Source organism: Geomobilimonas luticola (assembly GCF_018476905.1).
GTDB lineage: Bacteria > Desulfobacterota > Desulfuromonadia > Geobacterales > Geobacteraceae > Geomobilimonas > Geomobilimonas luticola.
Genome location: NZ_JAHCVK010000016.1, coordinates 1 through 26,504 on the forward strand (window position 1 = coordinate 1; position 26,504 = coordinate 26,504).

Annotated in this window: 26 protein-coding genes and 1 CRISPR repeat array; of the genes, 24 read left to right on the forward strand and 2 right to left on the reverse strand. The window is 58.1% G+C overall.

The window, feature by feature from the left end:
* Positions 1-219: 219 nt before the first annotated feature.
* The 23 genes from KI810_RS16740 (at position 220) to metK (ending at position 23,345) form a co-directional block, all read left to right on the forward strand.
* On the forward strand, positions 220-1,116 hold the full coding sequence (locus KI810_RS16740) for a HEAT repeat domain-containing protein (protein ID WP_214176717.1): 897 nt from the start codon (positions 220-222) through the stop codon (positions 1,114-1,116).
* Between the two features lie 130 nt (positions 1,117-1,246).
* Positions 1,247-2,005, forward strand: coding sequence for a 3-deoxy-manno-octulosonate cytidylyltransferase (gene kdsB / locus KI810_RS16745; protein ID WP_214176718.1), 759 nt, complete (start codon positions 1,247-1,249; stop codon positions 2,003-2,005).
* An 88-nt stretch (positions 2,006-2,093) separates the two neighbouring features.
* Entirely contained in the window at positions 2,094-3,698 is a 1,605-nt protein-coding gene (gene pyrG, locus KI810_RS16750; protein WP_214176719.1) for a CTP synthase, read from the forward strand.
* A gap of 28 nt (positions 3,699-3,726) precedes the next feature.
* Positions 3,727-4,545 carry a 3-deoxy-8-phosphooctulonate synthase gene (kdsA, locus tag KI810_RS16755; RefSeq protein WP_214176720.1) on the forward strand — a complete coding sequence of 273 codons (819 nt, stop codon included), beginning with the start codon at positions 3,727-3,729 and terminating at the stop codon, positions 4,543-4,545.
* Positions 4,546-4,632: 87 nt separating this feature from the next.
* Positions 4,633-5,598 (forward strand): KpsF/GutQ family sugar-phosphate isomerase, encoded by a 966-nt coding sequence (locus KI810_RS16760; protein WP_214176721.1) that lies wholly within the window; start codon positions 4,633-4,635, stop codon positions 5,596-5,598.
* A 143-nt stretch (positions 5,599-5,741) separates the two neighbouring features.
* Complete coding sequence (locus KI810_RS16765) at positions 5,742-6,257, forward strand: KdsC family phosphatase (protein ID WP_214176722.1); 516 nt, start codon at positions 5,742-5,744, stop codon at positions 6,255-6,257.
* 165 nt (positions 6,258-6,422) lie between these two features.
* Complete coding sequence (gene lptC / locus KI810_RS16770) at positions 6,423-6,989, forward strand: LPS export ABC transporter periplasmic protein LptC (RefSeq protein ID WP_246525789.1); 567 nt, start codon at positions 6,423-6,425, stop codon at positions 6,987-6,989.
* A complete protein-coding gene (gene lptA, locus KI810_RS16775; protein ID WP_214176724.1) occupies positions 6,989-7,498 on the forward strand; it encodes a lipopolysaccharide transport periplasmic protein LptA in 510 nt (169 codons plus the stop codon). The genes lptC and lptA overlap by 1 nt, the downstream gene beginning before the upstream one ends.
* Positions 7,479-8,219: an LPS export ABC transporter ATP-binding protein gene (lptB, locus tag KI810_RS16780; RefSeq protein WP_214176725.1), complete on the forward strand. Its 741-nt coding sequence runs from the start codon at positions 7,479-7,481 to the stop codon at positions 8,217-8,219. The genes lptA and lptB overlap by 20 nt, the downstream gene beginning before the upstream one ends.
* 64 nt (positions 8,220-8,283) lie before the next feature.
* Complete coding sequence (gene rpoN, locus KI810_RS16785; protein ID WP_214176726.1) at positions 8,284-9,735, forward strand: RNA polymerase factor sigma-54; 1,452 nt, start codon at positions 8,284-8,286, stop codon at positions 9,733-9,735.
* A 96-nt stretch (positions 9,736-9,831) separates the two neighbouring features.
* A complete protein-coding gene (hpf, locus tag KI810_RS16790) occupies positions 9,832-10,380 on the forward strand; it encodes a ribosome hibernation-promoting factor, HPF/YfiA family (RefSeq protein ID WP_214176727.1) in 549 nt (182 codons plus the stop codon).
* Positions 10,381-10,386: 6 nt separating this feature from the next.
* Positions 10,387-10,854 carry a PTS sugar transporter subunit IIA gene (locus KI810_RS16795; protein ID WP_425513908.1) on the forward strand — a complete coding sequence of 156 codons (468 nt, stop codon included), beginning with the start codon at positions 10,387-10,389 and terminating at the stop codon, positions 10,852-10,854.
* Complete coding sequence (gene hprK / locus KI810_RS16800; protein WP_214176728.1) at positions 10,851-11,810, forward strand: HPr(Ser) kinase/phosphatase; 960 nt, start codon at positions 10,851-10,853, stop codon at positions 11,808-11,810. Before KI810_RS16795 ends, hprK begins: the two co-directional genes overlap by 4 nt.
* Position 11,811: 1 nt before the next feature.
* Positions 11,812-12,672 carry an RNase adapter RapZ gene (gene rapZ / locus KI810_RS16805; protein ID WP_214176729.1) on the forward strand — a complete coding sequence of 287 codons (861 nt, stop codon included), beginning with the start codon at positions 11,812-11,814 and terminating at the stop codon, positions 12,670-12,672.
* 4 nt (positions 12,673-12,676) lie between these two features.
* Positions 12,677-13,072: a PTS sugar transporter subunit IIA gene (locus tag KI810_RS16810; RefSeq protein ID WP_214176730.1), complete on the forward strand. Its 396-nt coding sequence runs from the start codon at positions 12,677-12,679 to the stop codon at positions 13,070-13,072.
* A 12-nt stretch (positions 13,073-13,084) separates the two neighbouring features.
* Positions 13,085-13,351, forward strand: a complete 267-nt coding sequence (locus tag KI810_RS16815; RefSeq protein ID WP_214176731.1) for an HPr family phosphocarrier protein — start codon at positions 13,085-13,087, stop codon at positions 13,349-13,351.
* A complete protein-coding gene (ptsP, locus tag KI810_RS16820; protein ID WP_214176732.1) occupies positions 13,332-15,101 on the forward strand; it encodes a phosphoenolpyruvate--protein phosphotransferase in 1,770 nt (589 codons plus the stop codon). The genes KI810_RS16815 and ptsP overlap by 20 nt, the downstream gene beginning before the upstream one ends.
* A gap of 525 nt (positions 15,102-15,626) precedes the next feature.
* Complete coding sequence (cas9, locus tag KI810_RS16825; protein WP_214176733.1) at positions 15,627-18,884, forward strand: type II CRISPR RNA-guided endonuclease Cas9; 3,258 nt, start codon at positions 15,627-15,629, stop codon at positions 18,882-18,884.
* Positions 18,877-19,773, forward strand: a complete 897-nt coding sequence (gene cas1, locus KI810_RS16830) for a type II CRISPR-associated endonuclease Cas1 (RefSeq protein ID WP_214176734.1) — start codon at positions 18,877-18,879, stop codon at positions 19,771-19,773. The genes cas9 and cas1 overlap by 8 nt, the downstream gene beginning before the upstream one ends.
* Before the next feature lie 2 nt (positions 19,774-19,775).
* The gene (gene cas2 / locus KI810_RS16835; protein WP_214176735.1) at positions 19,776-20,123 is read left to right on the forward strand and encodes a CRISPR-associated endonuclease Cas2; all 348 of its coding nucleotides are present in this window, start codon (positions 19,776-19,778) and stop codon (positions 20,121-20,123) included.
* Positions 20,124-20,175: 52 nt separating this feature from the next.
* Positions 20,176-20,803: direct repeats of the CRISPR family, unit length 36 nt; unit sequence AGTGTACTTAGGAAACGGTTCTTCTTCAACAACAAC.
* A 177-nt stretch (positions 20,804-20,980) separates the two neighbouring features.
* Positions 20,981-21,325, forward strand: coding sequence for a hypothetical protein (locus KI810_RS16840; RefSeq protein ID WP_214176736.1), 345 nt, complete (start codon positions 20,981-20,983; stop codon positions 21,323-21,325).
* Between the two features lie 84 nt (positions 21,326-21,409).
* The gene (locus KI810_RS16845) at positions 21,410-22,027 is read left to right on the forward strand and encodes a four helix bundle suffix domain-containing protein (RefSeq protein WP_214176737.1); all 618 of its coding nucleotides are present in this window, start codon (positions 21,410-21,412) and stop codon (positions 22,025-22,027) included.
* 148 nt (positions 22,028-22,175) lie between these two features.
* Positions 22,176-23,345 carry a methionine adenosyltransferase gene (metK, locus tag KI810_RS16850; protein ID WP_214176738.1) on the forward strand — a complete coding sequence of 390 codons (1,170 nt, stop codon included), beginning with the start codon at positions 22,176-22,178 and terminating at the stop codon, positions 23,343-23,345.
* Between the two features lie 136 nt (positions 23,346-23,481).
* Here metK and KI810_RS16855 read toward each other — a convergent pair whose 3' ends face one another.
* The gene (locus KI810_RS16855) at positions 23,482-24,207 is read right to left on the reverse strand and encodes a response regulator transcription factor (RefSeq protein WP_214176739.1); all 726 of its coding nucleotides are present in this window, start codon (positions 24,205-24,207) and stop codon (positions 23,482-23,484) included.
* A 59-nt stretch (positions 24,208-24,266) separates the two neighbouring features.
* Positions 24,267-25,205: a sensor histidine kinase gene (locus tag KI810_RS16860; RefSeq protein ID WP_214176740.1), complete on the reverse strand. Its 939-nt coding sequence runs from the start codon at positions 25,203-25,205 to the stop codon at positions 24,267-24,269.
* A 137-nt stretch (positions 25,206-25,342) separates the two neighbouring features.
* Here KI810_RS16860 and KI810_RS16865 point away from each other — a divergent pair, with 137 nt between their 5' ends.
* On the forward strand, positions 25,343-26,425 hold the full coding sequence (locus KI810_RS16865) for an NAD(P)H-dependent flavin oxidoreductase (RefSeq protein WP_214176741.1): 1,083 nt from the start codon (positions 25,343-25,345) through the stop codon (positions 26,423-26,425).
* Positions 26,426-26,504 lie beyond the last annotated feature (79 nt).

Genomic DNA, 26,504 nt, shown 5'->3' on the forward strand with positions numbered 1-26,504 from the left:
CGGGAAAACCTGGCCTCGGTGGAACAGCTCTCCCGTTCGGCCCAGAATCTTTCCCAGCAGGCGGTCGACCTGGCCGGCATGGTGGCTGAGTTCAAGGTCAAGTAGTTCTGTTCTGTTCAGGCGGATAGATGTGACGTCAAGAGCGTTCTCCCCCCACCCTGCCATCTTCTTTGGGGGGAAGGGAGCTGACGGTGACAATGCGGTAAGGAAAGGCACGGAATGCCAGAGATACGCGTCCGGAATGCACCCCTGGCCAAGCTACGGTCAGCAAGGGAAATTGAATCCCTCCTCTTGTTCATCAGCAATGCCGACCCGTTGTTCAGACCCCAGGCAGTCGCTTTGGTTCTCCGCAGGGGTATTGAGTGCATTGCGCCGGTCCTCGAGCGGGCGGTACGGAACGATGCCGATGCGGACATCAGGAACGCCGCCATGGAGGTGCTGGTGGCGTTCGGAGAGGCGGCGGTCCCGCGGCTGGTCAAGTTGCTTAAGGATGCAGACGAGGAAGTGCGGAATTTCAGTACGGTCATGCTCGGTGACATCGGCAGCCGTGCGGCGGTCGAACCGTTGATCTCGGCGTTGCGGGACCCGGATGTCAACGTCCGGCATGGTGCGGCCGAGTCCCTCGGCAAGATCGGCGATGCCAGGGCTGTGGAGCCGCTTCTGGAGCTTTTTGTCGACCACTTCTGGCTGCAGCACGCTGCGGTGGTGGCGCTGGGAAAGATAGGGGACCGGCGGGCTACCTGTCCCCTGCTTCTCCGCCGGCATGACGCTGTCCTTGCTGAGCCGGTAATGGAAGCGCTCGGCAGGATCGGCGACCCCGATGCCCTGGCGCCGTTGCTGGATGATCTTGATGAATCGTCCGGCGAGGATGGCGCCCTGGCTGCCAGGGGGATTGTTTCCCTGGTCAAGGGGTGCTTCGACAGGGACCGGCGGGGAACCGGGTCACCGGGGGAGTATTTCCGGTCGTCTGCCGTCGACATCGGTTCCCACGTCATCATGAATCTGGGCGCCATGAAACGCTCCGCAGTGGCCGGCGAAACTGCCGACGCCGCCATAACACTCCTTCACTGGCTGGCCGGAATCGACCGGACGTCATCCTGCCGTCGTTCCGGTTGACAAGCACTCCGGTCGGTCCCGGTTCGGATTTCCTTCCTTGACACGTCCCGACCTTTTGGGGTAACGTACTACGTCCCGCCACCTGCTGTCAGGAGGGACACTACTCCACGAAGGAAGGTCCCCCTGTCCCATGAAGATCACCGCCGTGATCCCCGCCCGTTACGCATCGACCCGTTTTGAAGGCAAGGCCCTCGCCGATATCGTCGGCAAGCCGATGGTGCAGCATGTCTATGAGCGGACCGCTCGTGCCGGCCTGGTTTCCGAGGTGTTGGTGGCGACTGACGACGAGCGCATCGCATCGGCCGTCCGTGCGTTCGGCGGCCGCGTCGAGATGACCTCCCGCGACCACGAGACCGGCACCGACCGGCTGGCGGAGGTGGCGGCCCGGCTCGACTCGGACATCATCGTCAACGTCCAGGGTGACGAGCCGCTCATCGAGCCGGCCATGATCGACGAGGCGATCGAGCCCCTGACCAGGGATCCCTCGATCCCCATGGGGACCCTCAAGAGCAGGATCAAGTACCTCCATGACTTCCTGAGCCCCAATGTGGTGAAGGTCGTCACCGACTGGGAGGATTACGCCCTCTATTTTTCCCGGTCTCCCCTCCCCAATTTCCGCGACAAGTGGAACGATCTGAAGGACGAGGCTTTCGCCTCCGGCAAGCTCCTCTGCTACAAGCACGTGGGGCTCTATGTCTACCGGCGGGAGTTCCTTCTCCAGTATGCCCAGATGTCACCGACCTACCTGGAGCTGGCGGAGAAGCTGGAGCAGCTGCGGGTCCTGGAGAACGGTTACCGGATCAAGGTGATCCCCACCGAGCACGAGTCCATCGGCGTGGATACCCCCTGTGATCTGGACAAGGTATTGGAAAAGCTGAAAAACAGGTAGCGGTAAAGGTAGAGGTAGAGGAAATGTTCTCGGTTTTCTCTTTCTTTACCTTTACCTCTACCTTTGCCTGATTTTTGGAGGTTTATACGTGAAGACCAAATTCATCTTTATCACCGGCGGGGTGGTCTCGTCCATCGGCAAGGGGCTTGCGGCCGCTTCCCTCGGGGCGCTTCTCGAAGCGCGGGGGCTGCGGGTCACCCTGCAGAAGCTCGATCCCTACATCAACGTCGATCCCGGCACCATGTCCCCCTTCCAGCACGGCGAGGTATTCGTCACCGACGATGGCGCCGAGACCGACCTGGACCTGGGGCACTACGAGCGCTACACCACTGCCCGGCTCAGCAAGAAGAGCAACTTCACCACCGGCCAGGTCTATTTCTCGGTCATCGAGAAGGAGCGGCGGGGAGACTACCTGGGGGGGACCGTGCAGGTGATCCCCCATATCACCGATGAGATCAAGACCAAGATTCTCGACAATGCCAAGGGGGCTGACGTGGCCATCGTGGAGGTCGGGGGTACGGTGGGCGACATAGAATCCCTCCCTTTCCTGGAGGCGATCCGCCAGTTCAAGGCCGACCGGGGAGTGGGGAATGTCCTCTACCTCCACGTCACCCTCGTCCCCTATATCCGCACCGCCGGCGAAATGAAGACCAAGCCGACCCAGCACTCGGTCAAGGAACTGCGGGAGATCGGCATCCAGCCCGACATCCTGATCTGCCGCTGCGAGCGGGAGCTTCCCCACGACATGAAGGCGAAGATCGCCCTTTTCTGCAACGTTGAGGAGAAGGCAGTCATCACCTCGGCAGACGCCGAGCACATCTATGCCGTCCCCCTCGCCCTCAACCGGGAAGGGCTCGACGACCAGGTGGTGGAGAAGCTCAATATCTGGACCAAGGCTCCGGACCTCACCCCCTGGCAGGCGGTCGTGGAGAAGCTCACCAATCCAGGCAAGGGGGAGGTACGGATCGCCATCGTCGGCAAATACGTGAATCTCACCGAGTCGTACAAGTCACTGGCCGAGGCCCTCACCCACGGCGGCATCGGCAACAACTGCCGGGTCGTTCTCTCGTACCTGGATTCGGAACGGATCGAAAAGGAAGGGGTGGACGGCCTGCTGGACGATGCGGACGGTATCCTGGTCCCCGGCGGCTTCGGCGAACGGGGGACGGAGGGGAAGATCAAGGCGATCGAATTCGCCCGCACCCGCAAGATCCCCTTCTTCGGCATCTGCCTCGGCATGCAGATGGCGGTGGTGGAGTATGCCCGCAACGTCTGCAAGCTTGACGATGCCTTTTCCAGCGAGTTCAAGCACGACTGCGCCCATCCGGTGATCCACCTCATGGAGGAGCAGAAGGGGGTTTCCCGCAAGGGGGGGACCATGCGGCTCGGCGCCTACCCCTGCACCCTCACCAAGGGGACCTTTGCCCAGAAGGCTTACGGCGCCACCGAGATATCCGAACGCCACCGTCACCGCTATGAATTCAACAACGCCTACCGGGAGCGGTTGGTCGCCTGCGGTCTGGTGCTGTCGGGCATTTACAAGGACGGCGACCTGGTCGAGATCGTGGAGATTCCCGATCACCCCTGGTTCCTCGGCTGCCAGTTCCATCCGGAATTCAAGTCCCGTCCCCTCAATCCCCATCCCCTGTTCCGTGACTTCATCGGTGCGGCGCTGGCAAACAGCAAGAAGTGACGTGCAGGGTGAAGGGTAAGGAGTTCCCATGGTAAAAGAAATAGTTGTCGGCAATGTGAAGATCGGCGGCGACCGGCCGCTTGTGCTCATCGCCGGGCCCTGCGTCATGGAGAGCGAGGCGGCGACCCTGCGTGCCGCCGAGCGGCTCATGACCATCTGCAACGGCGTATCTATCCCCCTCATCTTCAAGGCATCCTACGACAAGGCAAACCGCACGTCGGTCACTTCCTACCGCGGCCCTGGCATAAAGGAGGGGCTGGCGATCCTGGCCAAGGTCAAGGAAGCCCTCGGGGTGCCGGTCATTTCCGACATCCACTCCATCGAACAGGTCGCACCTGCCGCCGAGGTGCTCGATATCATCCAGATCCCGGCCTTCCTCTGTCGCCAGACCGACCTGGTGGTGGCGGTTGCCGCCACCGGCCGGGTGGTCAACATCAAGAAGGGGCAGTTCCTCGCCCCGTGGGACATGCCGAACGTGGTGGGAAAGGCCGCATCCACCGGCAACGACAAGATCATCCTGACCGAGCGGGGGGTCTCTTTCGGCTACAACAACCTGGTTTCGGACATGCGGAGCATCCCGATCATGCGCTCGACCGGCTATCCGGTGGTGTTCGACGCCACCCACAGCGTCCAGCTCCCCGGCGGCCAGGGGGGCTCCTCCGGCGGTCAGCGGGAGTTCGTGGAGTACCTCTCCCGGGCCGCGGTGGCCACCGGCATCGACGGCATCTTCATGGAGGTCCACGAGGACCCGGAAAAGGCGCTCTGCGACGGACCCAACTCCATCAAGCTGGATGACCTGCCGTTGTTGTTGAAGAAGCTGAAGGCTATCGACGCCATCGTAAAATAGGGATCCGGGATTCGGGACCCGGGACCAGCAAAGGCTTTTTTGCTTTTTACCGGTCCCCGGTCCCCGGTCCCCGGTCACGGGGTTTCAATGATTCTCGAAGAAGCGAAAAAAGTCATCCGGATCGAGGCGGAGGCGCTCCTTGCCCTGGCCGAGACCATCAACGGCGAGTTCGAACGGGCGGTGCGGCTGATCCTCGATTCCCGGGGGAGGGTGGTGGTGACCGGCATGGGAAAATCGGGGCTGGTCGGCCAGAAGATCGCCTCTACCATGGCGTCCACCGGTACGCCGGCCTTTTTTCTCCACCCGGCGGAGGGGATTCACGGCGACCTGGGGATGATCATGAAGGGTGACGTGGTGATCGCCATTTCCAACAGCGGCGAGACCGAGGAAGTGGTCCGCATCCTCCCCGTCATCAAGCGCCTCGGTGCCTCACTCGTTTCCATGTCCGGCAATGCCGCCTCCACTCTGGCGAAAGCGGGGGATGTCTTCCTCGACATCTCGGTGAAGGAGGAGGCCTGTCCGCTGGGGCTGGCACCCACCGCCTCAACTACCGCCACCCTTGCCATGGGGGACGCGCTGGCCGTGGCGCTCCTGCTGGAAAGGGGGTTCAAGGCAGAGGACTTCGCCCTCTTCCATCCCGGCGGTGCCCTCGGGAAGAAGCTGATCCTGACGGTTGAAGAGCTGATGCATGCCGGCGACGCCACGCCGCTGGTGCGGGAAGGCACCCCCATGCGGGAAGCCCTCTTCGTCATCACCGCCAAGGGGCTGGGGATTACCGGCGTTACCGACGCCAACGGCGGCCTCGTGGGGGTCATTACCGACGGTGATCTGCGCCGTGCCCTGGAGAAGGGGATGGATATCATCAACCAGCCGGCCGACCGTCTCATGAGCCGCAACCCCAAGCGGATCAGGCGGGGCGAACTGGCTGCCAAGGCGCTGCAGCAGATGGAGGAATTTTCCATTACCTCCCTGTTCGTCTTCGATGCGGATGATGACCCGCGGCCGGTGGGGGTGGTGCATCTGCATGACCTCCTCAAGGCAGGCATCGCTTAGGAGGGGGAACGCGCCTTTTTCGCCATCTCTGCGTTCCCCTTCGTCGCGTGTCGCTCAACGTACCTTCAGTACGCCTCGCGCCTCGCTCCTCGGACGCCTTGACCTGACGAAAAAATCACGTTCCTTGAGAAAGGAAACTGGCTTTGGAAGAACGCCTGAAGAAGATAAAACTGCTGCTCCTCGACATTGACGGGGTGATGACCGATGGCCGCATCATCTTCGATTCCAATGGCGTGGAATCCAAGTTCTTCAACGTCAAGGACGGCCATGGCATCAAGATGCTGCAGCGTGCCGGCATCGAGGTGGGGATCATCTCGGGGCGCGAGTCCATCGTGGTTACCAACCGGGCTGTCGAACTCGGCATCGACCGGGTTTTCCAGAAGTCCCTCGACAAGCTCACCCCCTACCTGAGGATCCTGGACGACACAGGCCTTGCCGACGAGCAGGTGGCGTTCATGGGTGACGATATCATCGACATCCCGGTCATGCGCCGGGTCGGTTTTGCCGCCGCCCCCGCGGATGCGGTGGAGGATGTGTTTCCCTACGCCCATTTCGTGGCGCGCAATCGCGGTGGCTGGGGTGCCGTGCGGGAGATCTGCGATCTCATCCTCAAGCAGCAGGGGGCATGGGAGTCGGTCACCGCCCGTTATTTCGGCTGACCTGCGTTCCCCTTCCGACAGCGTTTCCCTTCCGGCAGAATCCTGTTCCCTCCATCAGCGAATTTTCCCTTCTTCAATCTTTGTGCCAATTCTTCAGATGCCCGCCACAAAGCGCTTTACACCCCTTTGCCGAGATGGTATACTTCGCCCGAGAGTGTGATTTGTATGAATAAAATCAGGCTGTTGCTTGCCGTGATCATCGTTTTAGCCGGTGTATCCCTTGTGACCACCATCGCCCTGAAGGTTTCCTCGGATAAACGTCAGCTGCCGGTGCCTCCAGGGCTGCCCGGAAACGTAGATGTTTCTCTGCAGAAAATCCACTTCACCGAGACCAGGGACGGCGTCAAGAAATGGGACCTCGTCGCCGACAAGGCGGAGTACGACAAGGTGCGTGACACGACCCATCTTACGGGTATTCGCATGGTCGTAACGGGGGACCAGCAGACCGGCGACATCACCCTGACCGCCGATCGGGCCGACTACGACAACAAGAGCAGGGATGTGAAGCTGGCCGGGCGGGTGAAGGCGAAAAGTGCCAGTGGAATGGAGTTTTCCTCCGCCACGGCGGATTACGTGGCGGCCTCCGGCCTGCTCCGTACCCCGGACCGTATCCGGTATGCGGACAAGAACATGACCCTGGAAGGGGTAGGGATGGAGATGGTGACCGGCACGCGGAATCTGAAGGTTCTCCGCGACGTGACGGCAAGCATAAGGAGCGGGGCAGGAAAGTGATGCGCACGGGAATGGTGGCGGTTCTCTTCTGTCTGGTCATGTCAGCCGGCGTGTTTGCTGCGGGCGACAGTGCGATCAGGCGGAACGACCAGCCGATCAATATCAAGTCGAACGAGTTGCTTACCGACAGTACCACCGGGACCGCAACCTTTTCCGGCAAGGTCGTGGCCCGCCAGGGTGACCTCACCATCTATTCTGACCGGCTGGTGGTGTATTACGCCGAAAAGGACAAGGAGGTGGACCGGGTCGAGGCCTTCGGCAACGTGCGCATCGTCCAGGAAAACCGTCGTGGCGAGGCGGAACACGCCGTGTACGAGCGACGTGGAGCCAAGATCACACTGGATGGCGGCCGACCGAGGGTTTTTCAGGGGGAAGACACCGTCACCGGCGAGGTGATTACCTACTTCGTCGATGAACAGCGGAGCGTGGTGGTCGGTGGCAAGGACGGCCGCGTCGAGGCAACCATAAAACCCAAGGGGAAAGGGCAGAATGCCGGCGCAAAGCCTTAGTCAGAGTCTTTCCACCCAGGGGTTGCGCAAGAGCTACCGTGCGCGGACTGTGGTGAACAGTGTCGACCTGGAGGTCGCCACGGGTGAGGTTGTGGGGCTTCTCGGCCCCAACGGCGCCGGCAAGACCACGACGTTTTACATGGTGGTCGGACTCTGCCGCCCGGACAGCGGCCAGGTATTTCTCAACGGTGCGGCGATAACGGACCTCCCCATGTACCAACGGGCCCGCAGGGGGATCAGCTATCTTCCCCAGGAACCTTCGGTATTCCGCAAGCTTACTGTCGAGGATAACCTGCTGGCGGTGCTGGAAACCAGGGACATGGACCTGCGGCAGCGGCGGGAGCGTGCGGATGAGCTTCTGGCGGAGTTTCGCATAACCCACATCGCCAGGAGCAAGGGATATTCCCTTTCCGGCGGAGAGCGCCGCCGGGTGGAAATCGCCCGGGCACTGGCCACCGACCCGCTGTTCATCCTGCTCGATGAACCTTTTGCCGGCATCGACCCCCTGGCGGTGATCGACATCCAGAACGTCATCACCGATCTCAAGGGGAAGGGGATGGGGATACTCATCTCGGACCACAATGTGCGGGAGACCCTTGGCGTGTGCGACAAGGCGTATATCCTCAACGAAGGTGAAGTTCTGGAATGCGGCAACCCGGAACAGATCGCCTCGAGCAAGAAGGCGCGGGAGATTTATCTGGGGGAGAAATTCAGGCTTTGATCCTTGCCGGATTGTGAGTTTCGCATTTTGAAGTATAAATTCAGTCAGAGGTACGTCGGGTTTTATGGCCATTGAGATGCGCCAACAGTTGAAGATGTCCCAGCAGCTGGTGATGACACCCCAGCTGCAGCAGGCCATCAAACTGCTCCAGCTTTCCCGGCTGGAACTGCAGGACGTGGTGCGCCAGGAACTGGAAGAGAACCCTGTCCTCGATGAAGTGCTGGAGATGGAAGAGTCCCGGGAGGCCGAACAGCTGGCCCTTGCGGAGAAGGAAGATCAGCCCCAGTCCAAAGAGGAGGAGTTCCAGGAAGTCAAGGCGGGGGAGGAAACCCTGCGGGAGATGGACTGGGACAGTTATCTGGAGGGGTACAACTACAGTGCCGGCGAACAGTACTACGACGATGATGACGACCGCCCCTCCTACGAGAACATACTGACCAAGAAGGGGACGCTGTTCGACCACCTCATGTGGCAGCTCAACCTTACCCGCATGGGGGAACAGGACGTCCGCGTCGGGGCTGAGATTATCGGCAACATCGATGAAGACGGTTACTTCCGTGCCTCCCTGGGCGACGTGGCGGCTGCCTGCCAAGTGGATGAGCCTTTAGTGGAAACGGTGCTCTGCCGGTTACAGGATTTCGACCCTCCCGGTGTCGGCGCCCGGGACCTGCGGGAGTGTCTGCTCCTCCAGGTGCAGCAGCTCGGCATGGGGGGGAGTCTGGCGGAGGTGATCCTCCGGGACCACCTGAAAGACCTGGAACTGCGAAAATACAAGCAGATAGCACGGGCCTGCGGGGTGGAGGTGGAAGACATCCTCGCCACGGCCGGCTTCATCGCCACCCTCGACCCGAAACCGGGTCGGGTCTATGGACAGGAAGAGATCCAGTACATCTCGGCCGATATTTTCGTCCACAAGAACGGCGATGAGTATGTGGTGATGCTCAATGACGACGGGCTGCCCAACCTGCGCATCAACCCGCTCTACGTGACCGACGGCAAGGCGGGGAAGCAGCTCGATGCCCATGCCGAAGAGTACGTCAATGACAAGATGCGTTCGGCCATGTGGCTCATCAAGAGCATCCATCAGCGTCAGCGGACCATTTACAAGGTGGCCAAAAGCATCGTCAAATTCCAGCGCGATTTCCTCGACCGGGGGATCGAATACCTCAAGCCGCTGGTGCTGCGGGACGTGGCCGAGGACATCGGCATGCACGAGTCCACCATCAGCCGTGTTACCACCAACAAGTACATGCAGACCCCCCAGGGGCTGTTCGAGCTGAAATATTTCTTCAACAGCGGCATTTCCACGGGCGAAGGGGATTTCATCGCATCGGAAAGCGTGAAGAACAGGATCAAGGAGATCGTCGAGGCCGAAGACCCCCGCAAGCCGCACAGCGACCAGCGTCTGGCCGAACTCCTTGCGGCCCACAACATCAATATCGCACGCCGTACGGTCACTAAATACCGGGAAATGCTCCGCATCGGATCATCGTCGGAACGAAAAAGACTATTTTAGTTTCGGGGTGCGCATTTCAGGGGACGCTTGGATGTTCTCCTGAAGAAAAACGTGCCACGGGACGCGTACCACGGAACACATCACAAGGAGGCTGTTATGCAGATTGCAACCACATTCAGGCACATGGAACCGAGCGATGCCCTGAAAAGCTACGCAGAAGAAAAACTGGACCGGGTGAAAAAATATATCGACGAGCCGATAGTGGCCCAGGTATTCCTGACCGTTGAAAAGATCCGGCACTCGGCGGAAGTCACCATTACCGCCAAGGGGATCACCATCAAGGCGGCCGAGGAGACCAACGACATGTACGCCGCCATCGATGCAGTTGTGGACAAGATCGAGCGGCAGCTGCGCCGTTACAAGGAGCGGATCAAGGAGCACAAGCCGGCGGCCAGTGACAGCCGGGACCGGCAGGTACGGAAGACCGTGGTCGCGGCGGAGAGTATCGATCAACGTCAGGAACCTGTTGTCATAAAGTCCAACACGTTCTCCATCAAGCCGATGTCGGTTGAAGAGGCAGTCATGCAGATGGACCTTCTCCACAAGGATTTCCTCGTGTTTACCGACGCCGGGACCGAGGATATCAGCGTGATTTACCGCCGCAAGGACGGTAACTACGGTCTTATCGAGCCGACCAAGGGTTAAGCCCCGGTGCCATTGGAACTGAGCTCCCTGCTACAGCCGGCTGACATCATTGCCGAGCTCGTAGCCACCACCAAGAGTGATGTCCTGGTGGAACTCGCCAGCCAGGTTGCCGAGCGCCATCCCGGCCTGGAGAGGGACGAGCTTGTCCGGGTCCTGCAGGAACGGGAGCGACTGGGGAGCACCGGTATTGGCGACGGCATTGCCGTTCCCCATGGCAAGCTGAAGCAGGCGCGGGAACTGGTGCTGGCATTCGGCCGCAGCAGGAGCGGCGTGGAATTCAGTGCCCTGGACGGCCGGCCGGTTCGCCTGTTCTTCATGCTCATCGCACCCCAGGACGCCGTTGGCATTCACCTCAAAATGCTTGCGCGGATTTCCCGGCTCCTCAAGGACCCGGGCATCCGCCGCAGGCTTATGGACGCGGCCGACGCCGTCGCGATTCACCAGATCATCCAGGAGCAGGACAGCCGCCAGTGAATACTATCAGCCTTTCCATCCAGGATATGCTGGAGGACCGGGAGTACGGCCTTGACCTGACTCTCCTCGCCGGCGAAACGGGACTTTCCCATCGGCTCCACAGCTCCCGCATCCAGAAACCGGGCCTTGCCCTCACCGGTTACACCGAGCACCTGCATCCGGACCGTCTCCAGGTACTGGGGAATACGGAAATTTCCTATCTTGAGCAGCTCCCCGAGGACCAGGCGATCCGCTTCATCGCCAACCTCTGCTCGTTCCCCGTATCCTGCTTCATCGTCACCAAGGGGCTCGACCCCCCCTGGTTCCTCAAGCTGGAAGCGGAAAAGTCCGGTATCCCGCTGCTCGGCACGTCATTACAGTCTTCAACTTTCATCTCCCTCATCACCAAGTTTCTCGAAGAACGGCTCCTTCCCACCACCAACATCCATGGGGTCCTCGTGGACGTGCTGGGGGTGGGGGTGCTGCTACTGGGAAAAAGCGGAATCGGCAAGAGCGAGTGCGCCCTCGACCTGGTCATCAGGGGGCACCGGCTGGTAGCCGACGACGTGGTCTATATCAAAAAGAAGGTCCCCGCTGCTCTGGCGGGCCAGGCCGGCGCCGCGATCCAGCACCTCATGGAGATCCGCGGCCTCGGCATCATCAACATCAAGGACCTGTACGGCGTCTCCTCCATCCGCGAGAAGAAGATCATCGACATGGTGATCGAACTTCTGGAGTGGGATTCGACCCAGGAGTACGACCGGCTCGGCATCGACGACCAGCGCTACACCATCCTCGGCGTCGATCTTCCCCACCTGAAAATACCGGTCCGGCCGGGGCGCAACCTTACCTCCATCATCGAGGTGGCGGCGCGCAACCACCTCCTCAAGGGGATGGGGTACCATTCGGCGCGGGAGTTCCAGGAAAAGCTCCTGGCGCGCATGGAAGTACGTCCCTTGGGCGACGAGGTGGAATAGCGTGCGAATCGTCATCATCACCGGCCTCTCCGGCTCCGGCAAATCAACGGCGGTAAGGGTCCTGGAGGACGAAGGGTTCTTCTGCCTCGACAACCTCCCCATCACCCTCTTCCCCACCTTCGTGGAACTGGTGGACAAGTCGAAGGACAAGGTGCGGGACGTGGCGCTGGTTATGGACATCCGGGGGCGCGACTTCCTGGAAGGGTACGAGCAGGTTTTTCAGCAGATCAGGGATGCGGGGCATACGGTGGAGATCATCTTCTTCGACGCCACCGACGAAGTGCTGGTCCGCCGTTTTTCCGAGACCCGCCGACGGCATCCCGTCCAGGAGAGCGGTGGTTCGGTCCCCGAGGGAATACATCTGGAGCGGGAACTCCTTGCCGGGCTTCGCCGGCTGGCGACCCTGGTGATCGACACCTCGGAGCTGAACGTCCACCAGCTCAAGGAACTGGTCAGCGCCCGTCTCAAGGGGGAGGAAGGGCCAGCCGGCATGACGGTCCACCTCCAGTCCTTCGGCTACCGGTACGGGATACCCCTGGAATCGGACCTGGTGTTCGACGTCCGCTTTCTCCCCAACCCGCACTTTGTCCCGGAGCTGAAGCCGTTCCCCGGGACCGATCCGCAGGTCCGCGGTTTTGTCATGGAAAAACCGGCAACCACGACCTTTCTCGCAAAGCTGCAGGATATGCTCGATTTCCTCCTCCCCGCCTACCGGCAGGAGGGGAAGTCGTACCTTACCATCTCCATCGGCTGCACGGGGGGACGGCATCGTTCCGTCGTGATCACCGAACAGCTGCGTGTTTACTTCAATGGCAGGAATGTACAGACAAAAATAACCCACCGTGACGTGGAAAAGGGATGATACGATGACTGGACTGGTACTGGTTACCCATGCGGGGCTGGCCCGCGAACTGCTGGCGGCTGCCGAGATAATCATGGGAAAGATAGAGCGTGCCGAGGCGGTCTGCATCAACGCCAGTGATCCGGTGGAAACCATCCGGGATGCCATTACGGGTGCAATCGGCAAGGTGGGGGGCGAAGGGGTGATCGTCATGACCGATATGTTCGGCGGCACACCGTCCAACATGAGCCTCTCCTTCCTGGAGGACAACCGGGTGGAAGTCGTGACGGGGGTCAACCTCCCCATGGTGATCAAGTTTGCCACCGACCGTTCGAAGCAGGAGGTGGCCGCACTGGCGGAAACCCTCAAGGAATCGGGCCGCCAGAGCATTCTCGTGGCCGGCGACTATCTGAAGAAATAGGGAACAGGAATCATGCTCGCAGAAGACTTTGTCATAGTCAACAAGCTGGGGCTCCATGCCCGGGCGTCGGCCCTGCTGGTGAAAACCGCCAGCCAGTTCACGTCGGAGATCAAGATCGAGCGGGAAGGGGTGTCGGTCAACGGCAAAAGCATCATGGGGATCATGATGCTCGCCGCGGCCAAGGGGACCACCATCCGGGTGACGGTGGAGGGGGAAGACGAGACCCTCGCCATGGCAACCCTGGGAGAGCTGATCAGGAATGGGTTCGGCGAAGAGTAACAACCGGCTTCTGCAGGGGATCGGTGCGTCCCCCGGCATCACCATCGGCCAGGTCAGGATTACGGACCGGAGCCGGGTGGTGGTTATCGAGGAACGGATCACCGCCGGAGAGGTTCCCGCGGAGATCGCGCGCTTCAAGGCTGCCCTGGCCAAGGCGAAGGATGAACTCCTCCAGGTCAAGGACGATCTTGCCGCCCGGCGCGGGCCGGAGCACCTCTACGTGCTCGACACCCACCTGCTGATCCTGGACGACAGCATGCTGACCCGGGAAACTGTTGCGTTCATCGAGCAGGAACTGGTCAACGCCGAGGCGGCCCTGAAGCGGACCCTCGCCAGGTTCAAGGAGTTCTTCGCCGGGATCGAGGACGAGTATCTCCGCGAACGGAGCGGCGACGTGGAAATCGTCGTGGAGCGGGTCCTGCGCCACATGGTGGGCCAGGACCAGGAATCCCTCACCGATGTCACCGTGGAGGGGAAGACGATCATCGCCGCCCACGACCTCTCCCCCGCCGACATCCTCCAGATCGACAAGGAAAGTGTCATCGGGTTCGTCACCGACCTGGGGGGGAAAACATCCCACTCCGCCATCCTGGCCCGGGCCCTGGAGATACCGGCGGTGGTGGGGCTGGAGCGGATAACCGGCGAACTGGCGACCGGCGATACCATCATCATCGACGGTACCACCGGCATCGTGGTGATCAATCCCGACCAGGAAACCTTCCGGGACTACCTGAAGCGCAAGCAGCACTACGAATACCTGGAACGTGAGCTGCAGAAGTACCGGGACCTCCCCGCCGAAACCACCGACGGTTTCCGGATGCAGCTCAAGGGAAACGTGGAGTTCCCCGAGGAGATTCCCTCCCTCAAGGGACATGGCGGCGAGGGGGTCGGCCTCTACCGGACCGAGATCCTCTTTTTCAACTGCCCCGTTCCCCCCGACGAAGAAACCCAGTACAACGCCTATGCCACCATGGTCAGGGCCATGGCCCCCCATCCGGTCACCATTCGCACCCTGGACGTGGGAGGGGACAAGTTCGTCGCCGACCTTAACCTTGCGGACGAGCTGAATCCGGCCCTCGGGGTCCGGGCGATCCGCCTGTCCCTGCGCCGCCCCGACATCTTCACGGTACAGCTGCGGGCTATCCTCCGGGCCAGTGCCCTGGGAAAGGTCCGGATGTTTTTCCCCATGATCTCCGGGGTGGCGGAGATACGGACGGTCAAGGCACTCCTGGAGGAGGCCAAGGCCGAACTCCGGCGGGAAGGGACGGCGTTCGACGAGGCGATCGAGATCGGCATCATGATCGAGATCCCCTCCGCCGTCATCATCGCCGACCTCCTGGCCCGGGAAGTGGATTTCTTCAGCGTCGGCACCAACGACCTCATCCAGTACTCACTCGCCATCGACCGTACCAACGAGCATCTCTCCGACCTCTACGAGCCGCTCCACCCGGCAGTCCTCCGCTCCCTCAAGATGGTGGTCGACGCGGCCCACGCCGCCGGCATCGACGCTTGCATCTGCGGCGAGATGGCCGGCGAACCCGAATTCCTCCCCATCCTCTTGGGGCTCGGCTTCGACGAGCTCTCTATGAACGCCATCTCCATCCCCCGGGTCAAGAAGATCCTCCGCCGCTGCAACAAAGCAGAAGCGGAGCAGCTCGTCGCCCGCGCCCTCACCTTCTCCACCGCCCAGGAAGTCCTCTCATTCCTCCAGAGCGAGATTGCCGCACATTATGCGGATAGTTTCGACTGAGACGGTTTCTGCCGTTATCCTCTCCAGTCTTTCACATCCCCTCTAGATAATCCCACAATAATATTTGACATATAGGACGAACATAACGTGTTGTCTGCAACATTGAATGTGAACTTGCTGGCGTATCGCGCTCGATGGCTTGGCTGTTTTGTGCTTGCTGCCAATTGCTTGTAGAAGGGTTTAATCCCTTGACTCTGCGCCTTTGGCGGGTGTATGTAGATTAATATTTGTTGTGCAATTACCGGGAGGGCTGCACTGATGTGTGGACTGAGGTTCATAAAGCCGCTTTGTCAGTACGTTTACTGATGGAGCGGCTTTTTGCTTTGATAGACGAGAGGGTTGAATTGTAGCAAAAAATAAAACGCCCCGCTTTTCAGCGAGGCGTTTTGGACGGGCGCTCTCAGGGAGCGTAGCCGGCGCAACGGAAGTTCCGTTCTTATTGTTGTAAGAGGAACAACCGTTTCCTAAGTACACTGTGCTTCATTTAACCTTAAGACGGAATTTTGTCAAGGAGGATTTATATTTATGCATACGGAACAATTAATTCTTGGGTTAGATATCGGAACAAACTCCATTGGTTGGGCTCTACTCAAGGCAGAGTTAGTTGGTGAGCGCTTTGTGCCGGTTGGTATTGAAAAAACCGGCGTCCGTATTTTTGAGGCAGGAGTTGCAGGAAGTATAGAGCAGGGGAGAACAGAATCCCATGCAAAAGCCCGGCGTGAGGCACGCATGCTACGACGGGGAGTGTTTCGCGATGGTCAGCGGCTCAGACGCGCTTTCCGCCTGCTTCAGGAGGCAGGTCTGTTGCCGGGCGATCCGAACCGATCATCCGAGCGTGACCGGATTGTCAAGAAGCTTGATGCAGACCTTCGCGAAACGTGGGAGCGAAAGCTCATTGCAGAAGGGATGGATGCGGCGCTGGTCAAGATCGCCGTGCATCATAATCTACCGTATTTCCTTCGGGCACGCGGTCTGGACGAAAAACTGGAACTGTATGAAATCGGTCGCACCTTTTATCAGTTAGCCCAACGACGTGGATTCAAGAGTGCCCGCAAGAACATCAAAGGCAAAGATGATGCGGACAATGATCCGAACACGATAGAAAAGGCTGCCAAGGGACTGCAGGAAGAAATGGCAAAAGTTTCAGCCCGTACAATGGGCGAGTATTTTGCCAGATACAATCCGTTCGAATCGGTTGACCGGAAAATCCGCGGACTTTATACGCTTCGTGCAATGTACGAGCAGGAATTTGATCTTCTCTGGAATTCCCAAGCTCAGCATTATCCGGAAATCCTAACTCCCTCATTTCGGCAGAATCTTCTCTATGATGTTTATGGCGTATTTTGGCAAAGGTCGCTTAAGGATCAGTCTCACCTTGTTGGCGACTGCACCCTGGAGCAAGGGGAGAAACGGGCTGCGTGGGCTTTACTGGACGCCCAACGGTTCCGATACCTGCAAAAGCTCAACGATACCAGAATCATTCCTCCCGACGGCGGTGAACCATACAGAATGGCACCGGAACAGTACGATATTCTTGCCAGTGTGCTGGACCGGGAGGCGGGCCTGACCATGACCAGGGCAAAGGAGCTACTCGGGCTAACCAATCGCTTCCGGTTCAATATGGGGGAAGGAGGAGAAACTCGTTTTGTCGGCAACCGGACGGCGGCGAAGTTCATCGAAATCCTGGGCGACCGCTGGCAGCAGTTGTCGTCTGAGCTGCAACATCGACTTGTCGCCGATTATTTGAAGTCAAAAGATTCACCAGCCCCCATGCAGCGTTCGATTACAGAGCTTGGTCTTGATGAGAAAATAGCTAAAAAACTAGCTGCGATCAAGCTTGAGCCGGGGTACTGCAATTTTTCCCGCAAGGCATTGACGAAACTGCTTCCGCATTTACAGGAAGGATTCGATCTCCACGATTCGATTGTGCATGCTTGCTACAAAAGACTACAACCGGAGCCGCTCGACCTTTTGCCGCCTCTAATGGACAACGAGAAGATCGCCTATCCGCCACTCTTGCAGGCATATGGCGCACTACGCAAGGATATCCGTAATCCTGTGGTGCAGCGGGCATTGACGGAACTGCGCAAGGTGGTCAATGCCATTGTCAGGCGATACGGTAAACCGGCGGTTGTGCGCATTGAGTTAGCCCGCGACATGAAAAAGAACGACGAACAACGGCGGGAAATCTGGAAGCGCAATCGGGATCAAGAAACACACCGCGCGAAAGCTGCTGCTGAACTCCTGAAGGAATGTAACATCGCCGATCCAACCCGTAGCGATATCGAAAAGGTGTTGCTTTGGCAGGAATGCGGAGGGCCTACGGCTCTTTGCCCATACACAGGCGCGCCGATGACGTTAACTGACCTTTTCGGCACTCATCCCAAGTTCGACATCGAGCATATAATCCCATTCAGCATCAGTCTTGACGACTCATTCCTGAACAAGACCCTTTGCGATGCCGACTACAACCGGAGAGTCAAAGCAAACAAGATGCCGTCACAATTGGCGGGTGTTGACGAGATGATCGAACGGCTAAAACACTGGCCGAAGAGTGATACCCGCGATATTAAACTGGAGCGGTTTAAGATGGAGGATACAACCGACATTGAAGGGTTCGTGAATTCACAGTTGAACGACACTCGTTACGCAAGTCGCTTGGCTATGGATTACGTTGGCATGCTCTATGGAGGCAAGGTTGATGTTACCGGGCGCACCCGCGTGCAGGTAGGCAAGGGACAAATTACCCACCACATCCGCAATGTCTGGCGTCTTAACACCATTCTGAACGACGGCGGTCAGAAAAGCCGTGACGATCATCGACATCACGCCGTCGATGCCGTTGCTATCGCACTGACCGAACCTAAGACGATCAAGAGCTTGAGCGATATTGCCAAACGGGCAAAGGAGCGTGGTGAACGTTGGTTTGGCCGTGAGAAGCCGCTTTTCCCATGGCAAAATTTTATGAACGATGTTGCCGCGTCAATTCATGGCTTGACCGTTTCCCACCGGGTGTCTCACAAGGTGAACACTGCCTTCCACGAGCAGACCATCTACAGCCGGGAAAAGGAACATGACGGGAAAAAGTATGTCCATATTCGCCGGACGCTTGGCGGAAACTTGCGGAAGACAGATCTTGTCAATATTGTGGACGAAAAGATACGGGAGACTGTGCTTGCACGTTTGAGGGAGCTTGGTTACGAACCTGAGAAAATCGATGACCAGAAACTTTTGAAAGCTTTCACTACCTCCGAAAATCTGCCATATTTGCTGAGTAAGACCGGGCGACAAATTCCAGTCAAGAAAGTACGCGTTCGTAAAGCTGAGACAGTAATTACAGTCGGCAACAATGGCTGTGAGCGAAATGTTAGTCCTGGTTCCAACAGTCACATTGAAATCTTTGAGGTGACTGATAATAAAGGTAAGGTCAAGTGGGATGGCTGGACTGTGAATAGCTACGAGGCACTTCTACGGCAGAAAAATAAACAACCGATTGTCAATCGTATCGGCAAGGATGACAGCTGGAAGTTTAAGATGTCGTTGGCAGGTGGGGATATTATTGAACTGCAAACTGCCGAGGACAAACGGAAACTATTTGTTATCAAAGTTATTTCCGTTGCTAGAGTCAATGGCAAGGAATATCCACGAATTATGTACACGCCGATTAACTCGGCTAAACCGGAAAGGCAAGATTCAAGCCTGCTAGATCCGCTCAGAAAACAGTTGAAGTGTCGCAAGGTAAGAGTCAGTCCTCTTGGTGAGGTTTACTACGGCAATGACTGACGACAAGATCATAGATATCTCGGAATCGGTTGTAAGTCTCAATGTCCGTCTTGCCAATCTCGTTATCGACTGCGGCGAAGAAATTGGCAAAACAATGGTGCCGCTCAACGAAGTGGCTGCGCTGGTTTTGTCGAACCCGCATGTCAGCATGACTAACGCTGCCATGGCAGGTGTTGCGGCCAATGGGGGGATTGTCGTTGTGTCAGACAGCAAGTTCCAGCCTGCTGGGATGTTGTTGCCGCTAGATGCCCATTATACTCAGGGCGAGCGTTTCCGTAAGCAGGCTGCAATTGCTCAACCGGTACAGAAAAGGCTTTGGCAGCAAATAGTTCGTTCAAAAATCTCTGCCCAGGCGGGAGTTCTCAACCGGTTGACCGGCAATGATTACGGCTTGCAACGTCTGGCAACATGTGTTGCTTCAGGCGATACGGGTAATCATGAGTCCCAGGCCGCTCAGCGCTATTGGCCGCAGGTTTTCAATAACCCACATTTCCGAAGAAACCGTGAAGCGGACGACCAAAACCGATTGCTTAACTATGGCTATGCTGTTCTAAGAGCATTGACAGCACGTGCAATCTGCAGCGCCGGCCTCCATCCTGCTCTAGGGGTACATCATCATAATCGCTATGATCCATTTGCTCTTGCCAGTGATCTAATGGAGCCTTTTCGGCCATTGGTTGACGAAACCGTTGCCAGAATCGTATTTAAGGAAGGTGAAGGCGTTGTGTTGGGTAAGGATGTGAAACGTACAATTATATCCAGCCTTACCGGATTGATCGAAGTTGAGGATGAGTCTCGCTCGGTTTTCAGCGTGTTGGCAAAGTCTGCGTCTTCTTTGGCGAGTGTTTATACGGGGGAGCGAAAGAAGCTGTATCTACCGGAGTGGTGACGATGACAAAGCGCTACAACCGGGAAGTTTCGGGGTACGAATCCATGTGGCTGGTGGCGATGTTCGATTTACCAGTGTTGACAAAAGCGGAAAGGCGGGCGGCAACTCAGTTTCGTCAGATGCTCATCAAACGGGGATTTATGATGCTGCAATTTTCTGTTTATGCGCGTTATTGTGCCAGTGAAGAGGCGAGTACCATTCACAGGAAATATGTTAGTCTGGCATTACCGCCAAAAGGGGAAGTACGACTGATTGCTGTTACTGACCGGCAGTTCGCAAAAATGGAAGTCTATTTTGGGAAAAAACGGCGAGAACCTGAACCTGAACCGGAGCAAATACTCTTGTTTTGATAGGCTGCAAAAGCTTAGACCCCCTGAACTTTCAAGTAGTTCCAGGGGGTCTAGTGTACTTAGGAAACGGTTCTTCTTCAACAACAACAAAATAGGCTGTTACGTTGCTCAACTGAAAGTGTACTTAGGAAACGGTTCTTCTTCAACAACAACCAATATGTCTCTGGTATTCTGACTTGATAGAGTGTACTTAGGAAACGGTTCTTCTTCAACAACAACCCCCGCCCGTTGCGGGAAAATGTCCTGCTAAGTGTACTTAGGAAACGGTTCTTCTTCAACAACAACTGCCTTTGACGGTGGTATGCTTAAAGATTAAGTGTACTTAGGAAACGGTTCTTCTTCAACAACAACCAAACAACCTGAAGGAGCGCCTAATGCAGTAGTGTACTTAGGAAACGGTTCTTCTTCAACAACAACGCAGTGCTTGGGGATAATCCGATCGCCGCCAGTGTACTTAGGAAACGGTTCTTCTTCAACAACAACCGAGATGACACACATGTAGGTGTACTGCCAGTGTACTTAGGAAACGGTTCTTCTTCAACAACAACGTCCCGTCCATGCCCCTAGTCCTTTCCCGGAGTGTACTTAGGAAACGGTTCTTCTTCAACAACAACCAGCGACGTCGCTGCCCGCAGCATCGCCTAAGTGTACTTAGGAAACGGTTCTTCTTCAATAGTTAAAACATCTCCGAACCTACACCCGTAGATGTCTTCAACAACGCCGATAAAATCTGCATTAACAACCAATGGTATTCAGCCGGGAGCACAGAAGCTATCGCTCTATCCGACAACAACGATCTGTTCGATCCCTATCGCCACGCCATTGCCAACATTTTTGACAGGGCGTCATCCACTGCGGTGTCTACCCCCGCTTCGTCGAATGATTTTACGTTCAGTTCACCGGAGTTCCTTGCCGGCGGAGAATTCCGGCGGCTCGGCTATATCCTGACCGACTACGATTTCCGGTACAGCGTCCTAGAGGATTGGGTGGACGTTGAACCAGCCGACCCCTGGACGATCATCGAGGGAGCAGACCTGTATCCGGGCACTGCAGTCAAAAACCAGGCCGACGAAGATGGCACGTACACCTGGCCGGCCATGTACACCATACGCGGAAAGCAGATGTGGTGGGGAGCCGGCGTTGTCTATGACAATGATGCCTATTCTGCAAATCCGGGCTGCGACTGGAGTTCGCTGCCTTAGATACTGGCTGGTAATGGGGCAGATGGGGGAAATTATATGTCCCATTGGTCTTATTTGTCCCAGCCTTTGTTAAAGGAACATCCCATGCCGGAAGGCTTCATCCCGCCCCACGGCGGCTACCAGAACCTGCTCTCCTATCGGAAGGCGGAGATCGTCTACGATGCCACGGTCTATTTCTGCGACCGGTTCATCGACCGGCGCAGCCGCACCCGCGACCAGATGGTGCAGGCGGCCCGTTCCGGCAAGCAGAACATCGTCGAGGGGAGCATGGCCTCTGGCACCTCCAAGGAGATGGAGATCAAGCTGACGAACGTGGCCCGGGCCAGTCTGGAGGAGCTTCTGACGGATTACCGGGATTTTCTGCGAACCAGGGGAGCGCCGCTCTGGGATAAGGAGGGCAAAGAGGCAAGGTATGTGAGAGGACTTGGAAGAGACAAGGGCAATAAGATCAATGGGACCGATGTAACATATGAGGCTCATAAGTCCTCTACGTCCCATGAGTCTTATGAAACCTATAAACCTTTCATCGAATCCCGACCCCCCGAAATTGTTGCCAACATCATCATCTGCCTGATTCACCAGGCCAATTACCTTCTGGATCGGCAGCTGAAACAGCTGGAAGCGGCGTTTCTGGTGGAAGGGGGGCTACGAGAGCGGATGACCCGCGCCCGTCTCGATGCCCTGAAGAAATTCTCCCGTTAAATGAAGCGGGAAGCGTATATCCCCCAGTGTCGATGGCTCCCACCAGTTCCCATTTCCCCTTTTCCTCCTTGACAAATCTGCGACCGCGGTGCTAAAAAGTACAGTCCAATTCACGATTTTTCCGCATTGCGCAGAGGAGGTTATATCCATGGAGATGAAGGATTTTATTTTCAGTTCGGAATCGGTTTCCGAGGGGCACCCGGACAAGGTTGCCGACCAGGTTTCGGATTCCATTCTCGATGCCATACTTGCCCAGGATCCCAAGGCCCGCGTTGCCTGCGAGACCATGGTGACCACCGGGATGGCGGTCATTGCCGGCGAGATCACCACCACCGCCGTCGTCGACTATCCGAAGATCGTCCGGGAGACCATCAAGGAGATCGGCTACAACGACTCCGCCATGGGGTTCGACTGGGAGACCTGCGCGGTCCTCACCTCCATCGACAAGCAGTCTCCCGACATCTCCCAGGGGGTGACGGAAGGGGAAGGGCTCTTCAAGGACCAGGGGGCTGGCGACCAGGGGATCATGTTTGGCTATGCCTGCCGCGAGACCAAGGAGCTGATGCCGATGCCGATCCTCCTCTCCCACAAGCTGGTGAAGAGGCTGGCGGACGTGCGGAAGGGGGGGATTCTCGATTTCCTCCGCCCCGACTCCAAGTCCCAGGTCTCCGTACAGTACGTGGACAACCAGCCGGTGCGGGTGGATACCATCGTCATTTCCTCTCAGCACACCCCTGAGGTCTCCTACGAGGCCATAAAGGAGGGGATCGTGGAGGAGGTCATCCGAAAGGTGGTGCCGGCCGGGCTTATGGACGACCGGACCCGCTTCCTCATCAATCCCACCGGCCGTTTCGTGGTAGGTGGTCCCATGGGTGACTGCGGCCTGACTGGGCGCAAGATCATCGTCGACACCTACGGTGGTGCCGGGCGCCATGGCGGTGGTGCTTTCTCCGGCAAGGACCCCTCAAAGGTCGACCGTTCGGCTGCCTACATGGGGCGTTACGTGGCCAAGAACCTGGTGGCGGCCGGCCTGTGCGACCGGTGCGAGGTGCAGGTGGCCTACGCCATCGGCGTAGCCGAGCCGGTGTCGGTCATGGTGAATACCTTCGGCACCGGCAAGCTTGAGGATGCCCGCATCGCCGCCATCGCCGGCGAGGTGTTCGACCTCCGCCCCCGCGCCATCATCGAGCAGCTGGACCTGCTCCGCCCCATCTACCACAAGACCGCCGCTTACGGCCACTTCGGCCGCGAGCTGCCTGAATTTACCTGGGAGCGGACCGACAAGGCGGATGCGATCAAGGAGAAAGCGGGCATTTAGAGGCCGGGATCCGATCTGTAAAAGCGAAACGATTGAATGACGGGACCCGGGATCTGGGACCAGTAAAGGCAAAAGGCCGGGAGATATGCCTCTCCCGGCCTTTCTTTGTCTAGGGTTCCGAGTCCCTGATCCTGGATTACGAGTCCCGGTCCCCGGTCCCCGGTCCCCGTTTAAACCGATACCCCACCCCTCGCACGGTTTGAAAATAGACCGGGTTGGCCGGGTCGGGTTCGAAGTACTTCCGGAGCCGGACGATGAAGTTGTCCAGGGTGCGGGTCTCGGTATCGGAGCTGTATCCCCAGACGCTCTCCAGCAGGGTCCGGCGCGGGATCGCCTCCCCCTCCTTCTGGAAGAAGAGGGCGAGCATCTTCACCTCCAGGTCGGTCAGGTCGATCTCCCCCTGGGCGGTCCGGGCATGGTAGGAGAGAAGAAACACCTCGTTGTCGCCGAAGCGGTACCCCTCCTCCACCGGTTCGGGGCGGTACCAGGAGGAGCGTCGGAGCATCCCTTGGACCCGGAGCAGGAACTCGTTCAGGTTGAACGGCTTGGTCAGGTAGTCGTCGGCGCCGCTCGCCAGGCCGGTTATCCGGTCTCCCTCCTCGGAGCGGGCAGTGAGGATCAGCACCGGTACCCGTGAATCGGCCTTACGGATCTCCCGGCAGACCGCAAAACCGTCCATACCCGGCAGCATGACGTCCAGGATTACGAGGGCGAACCGGTCGTAGCTGAACCGCTCCAGTGCCTTCTCGCCGGTCTCCACGTGGCTCACCCGGTACCCTTCCTGCTCCAGGTTGAAGCATATTCCCCGGGCCAGGTGCATTTCGTCTTCGACGAGGAGTATGTGGGGCTTATCTTCCGACACTCGTAACCCTCGTTTCTTGATTGGGGTGCCCGTGAAAAGGGATGTCCCCTAAGAAATATTCACGTTGCCAGAGGGAGGGTGATGACGAAGGAACAACCCTTACCGCGCCCTTCGCTTTCCACCCGCACCTTACCACCGTGCTCGTTTATCACCGATTTGACGATATGGAGCCCCAGGCCGGTACCGCGGATGTTCTCCCCCGGCTGGCGGACCCGGTAAAACATACTGAAGACCTGTTTCAGGTCGGCTGCGTCGATCCCCATACCCCTGTCCTGGAAGGTGAGTTGGCAGGAGCGTCCGGTCCGTTTCAACTCCACCCTGATGTCCGGAGCACCGGGGCTGTAGAGAACCGCATTCTCGTAAAGATTACGCAGGGCGGTCTGCATCTCCTCCACATCGGCTGCCAGCCGCAACCCCGGCTCTATCTGGAGGCTCAGGTTTCCTCCTTCCGGGAGCTTGGCCCGCTTGGCTTCCATGGAAGCGGCGACGAAGGCGGAGAAGTCGATTACCGGATACTGGGCGCGCCGGCGCCGTTGTTCCAGCTTGGCGGCCATGAGCAGGTTGCTGATCAGGTTGTTGAGGCGGTCCGTATCGGCAAGCATGGTGTCGAGAAAACGCTCCAGCTTGTCCGGGGCCGGCTTGCGGAGCCTGATGGTCTCCAGGTGGAGCTGGATCGATGCCAGGGGGGATTTCAGCTCGTGGGTCACCTGGGAGATGACGTCCTTCTGTTCCCGGTAGAGCTTGGTCTGGCGTCGCCAGTAGATGAAGATGATGTAGATGCCGGCAAGGATCATCACCAGGAGCACCAGTCCCACGGTGAGGACCGCCCAGTTGAAGCCGGGGCCGGAAAGGTCGGAATGATAGCGGCGGGCCAGTTCTCGCAGTTCCTTGTGGCGCGCGACGAACCAGAGGATCCAGAAGACCACCACCAGTATCCAGATGATCTGAATGGCAATGAAGGCGATGAGGGGGTCGAAGATTTTCTTGAGCCATTTCATGGTTTCTGTGTAGCACCGGAACGGGGGATTTGCAAGGCGCAAAATGGTTTTACATTTCTATTACAAATAATAGCGGAGGTTTTTGGTATGGTGATAGTGTGATAGCGTTCAAATTCTCGCCGTCCAGGAGAGAAACAATGGTGAAACCCTTGAAAATAGGAAAATATGAAGTCAAATATCCGCTCATCCAGGGTGGCATGGGGGTACGGATCTCCGCCGGTTCCCTGGCGGGGCACGTTGCCAGGTGCGGCGGGATCGGCATTGTCGCGTCCGCCGGCATTGCCCTCAACAGCGGTCTTTACGACGGTACAAATTACGAGCAGGCTGACAGCGAGGCGTTCAAGGCCGAACTTGCCAAGGCATACAGCATCGCTCCCGACGGGGTGATCGGCGTGAATGTCATGGTGGCGCTTGCCGATTTCGAACAACTGGTGACCGCCGCCATTGAAGGTGGCGCCAAGGTGATCATCTGTGGCGCCGGTCTTCCCATGACCCTGCCGGGTCTGACCGCCCATGCCCCCGACGTGGCGCTGATACCTATCGTTTCCTCGGTGCGGGCCGCCCAGCTCATCGCCAAGAAGTGGGACAAGGTGTACAAGCGGTTCCCCGACGCGGTGGTGGTGGAAGACCCGGACACCGCCGGCGGACACCTGGGGGAAAAGATGGAAAACATCGGTACCGGCGAGTATGACCAGTACGCCACGGTGCGCGGTGTCAAGGCGTTCTTCCGCGAGGAGTATGGGCTCGACATGCCGGTCATCGCGGCCGGTGGCATCTGGGACCGGGCTGATCTGCTCAATGCCCTGGAGCAGGGGGCCGACGGGGTGCAGATGGCCTCGCGCTTCGTCCCGACCGTGGAGTGCGATGCCGACGACTCCTTCAAACAGGCCTATCTCGACTGTCGCAAGGAGGACATCGGCCTCATCATGAGCCCGGCCGGCCTGCCGGGGCGGGCCATCCTCCGGAACCAGGAACAGATCATTCTTTACGACCAGATCAAGGCGACCACCTGCTCCAACGGCTGCCTCAAGAAATGCAGCTACAAGGAGTCGGGTGAGCGGTTCTGCATCGTTCATTCCCTCGACCGTGCCCAGCGTGGTGATGTGGCAACCGGCCTCGTCTTCTGCGGCACCAACGCCTGGAAGGCGGACCGGATCACCACGGTGCAGGAGATATTCGACGAGCTGTTTGCAGAGGCTGCGGCGGAAAAGGCGGCGTGAGCAGTGAAAAGTGAAAAGTGAAAAGTGAAAAGTGAAAAGTGAAAAGTGAAAAGTGAAAAGTGAAAAGTGAAAAGTGAAA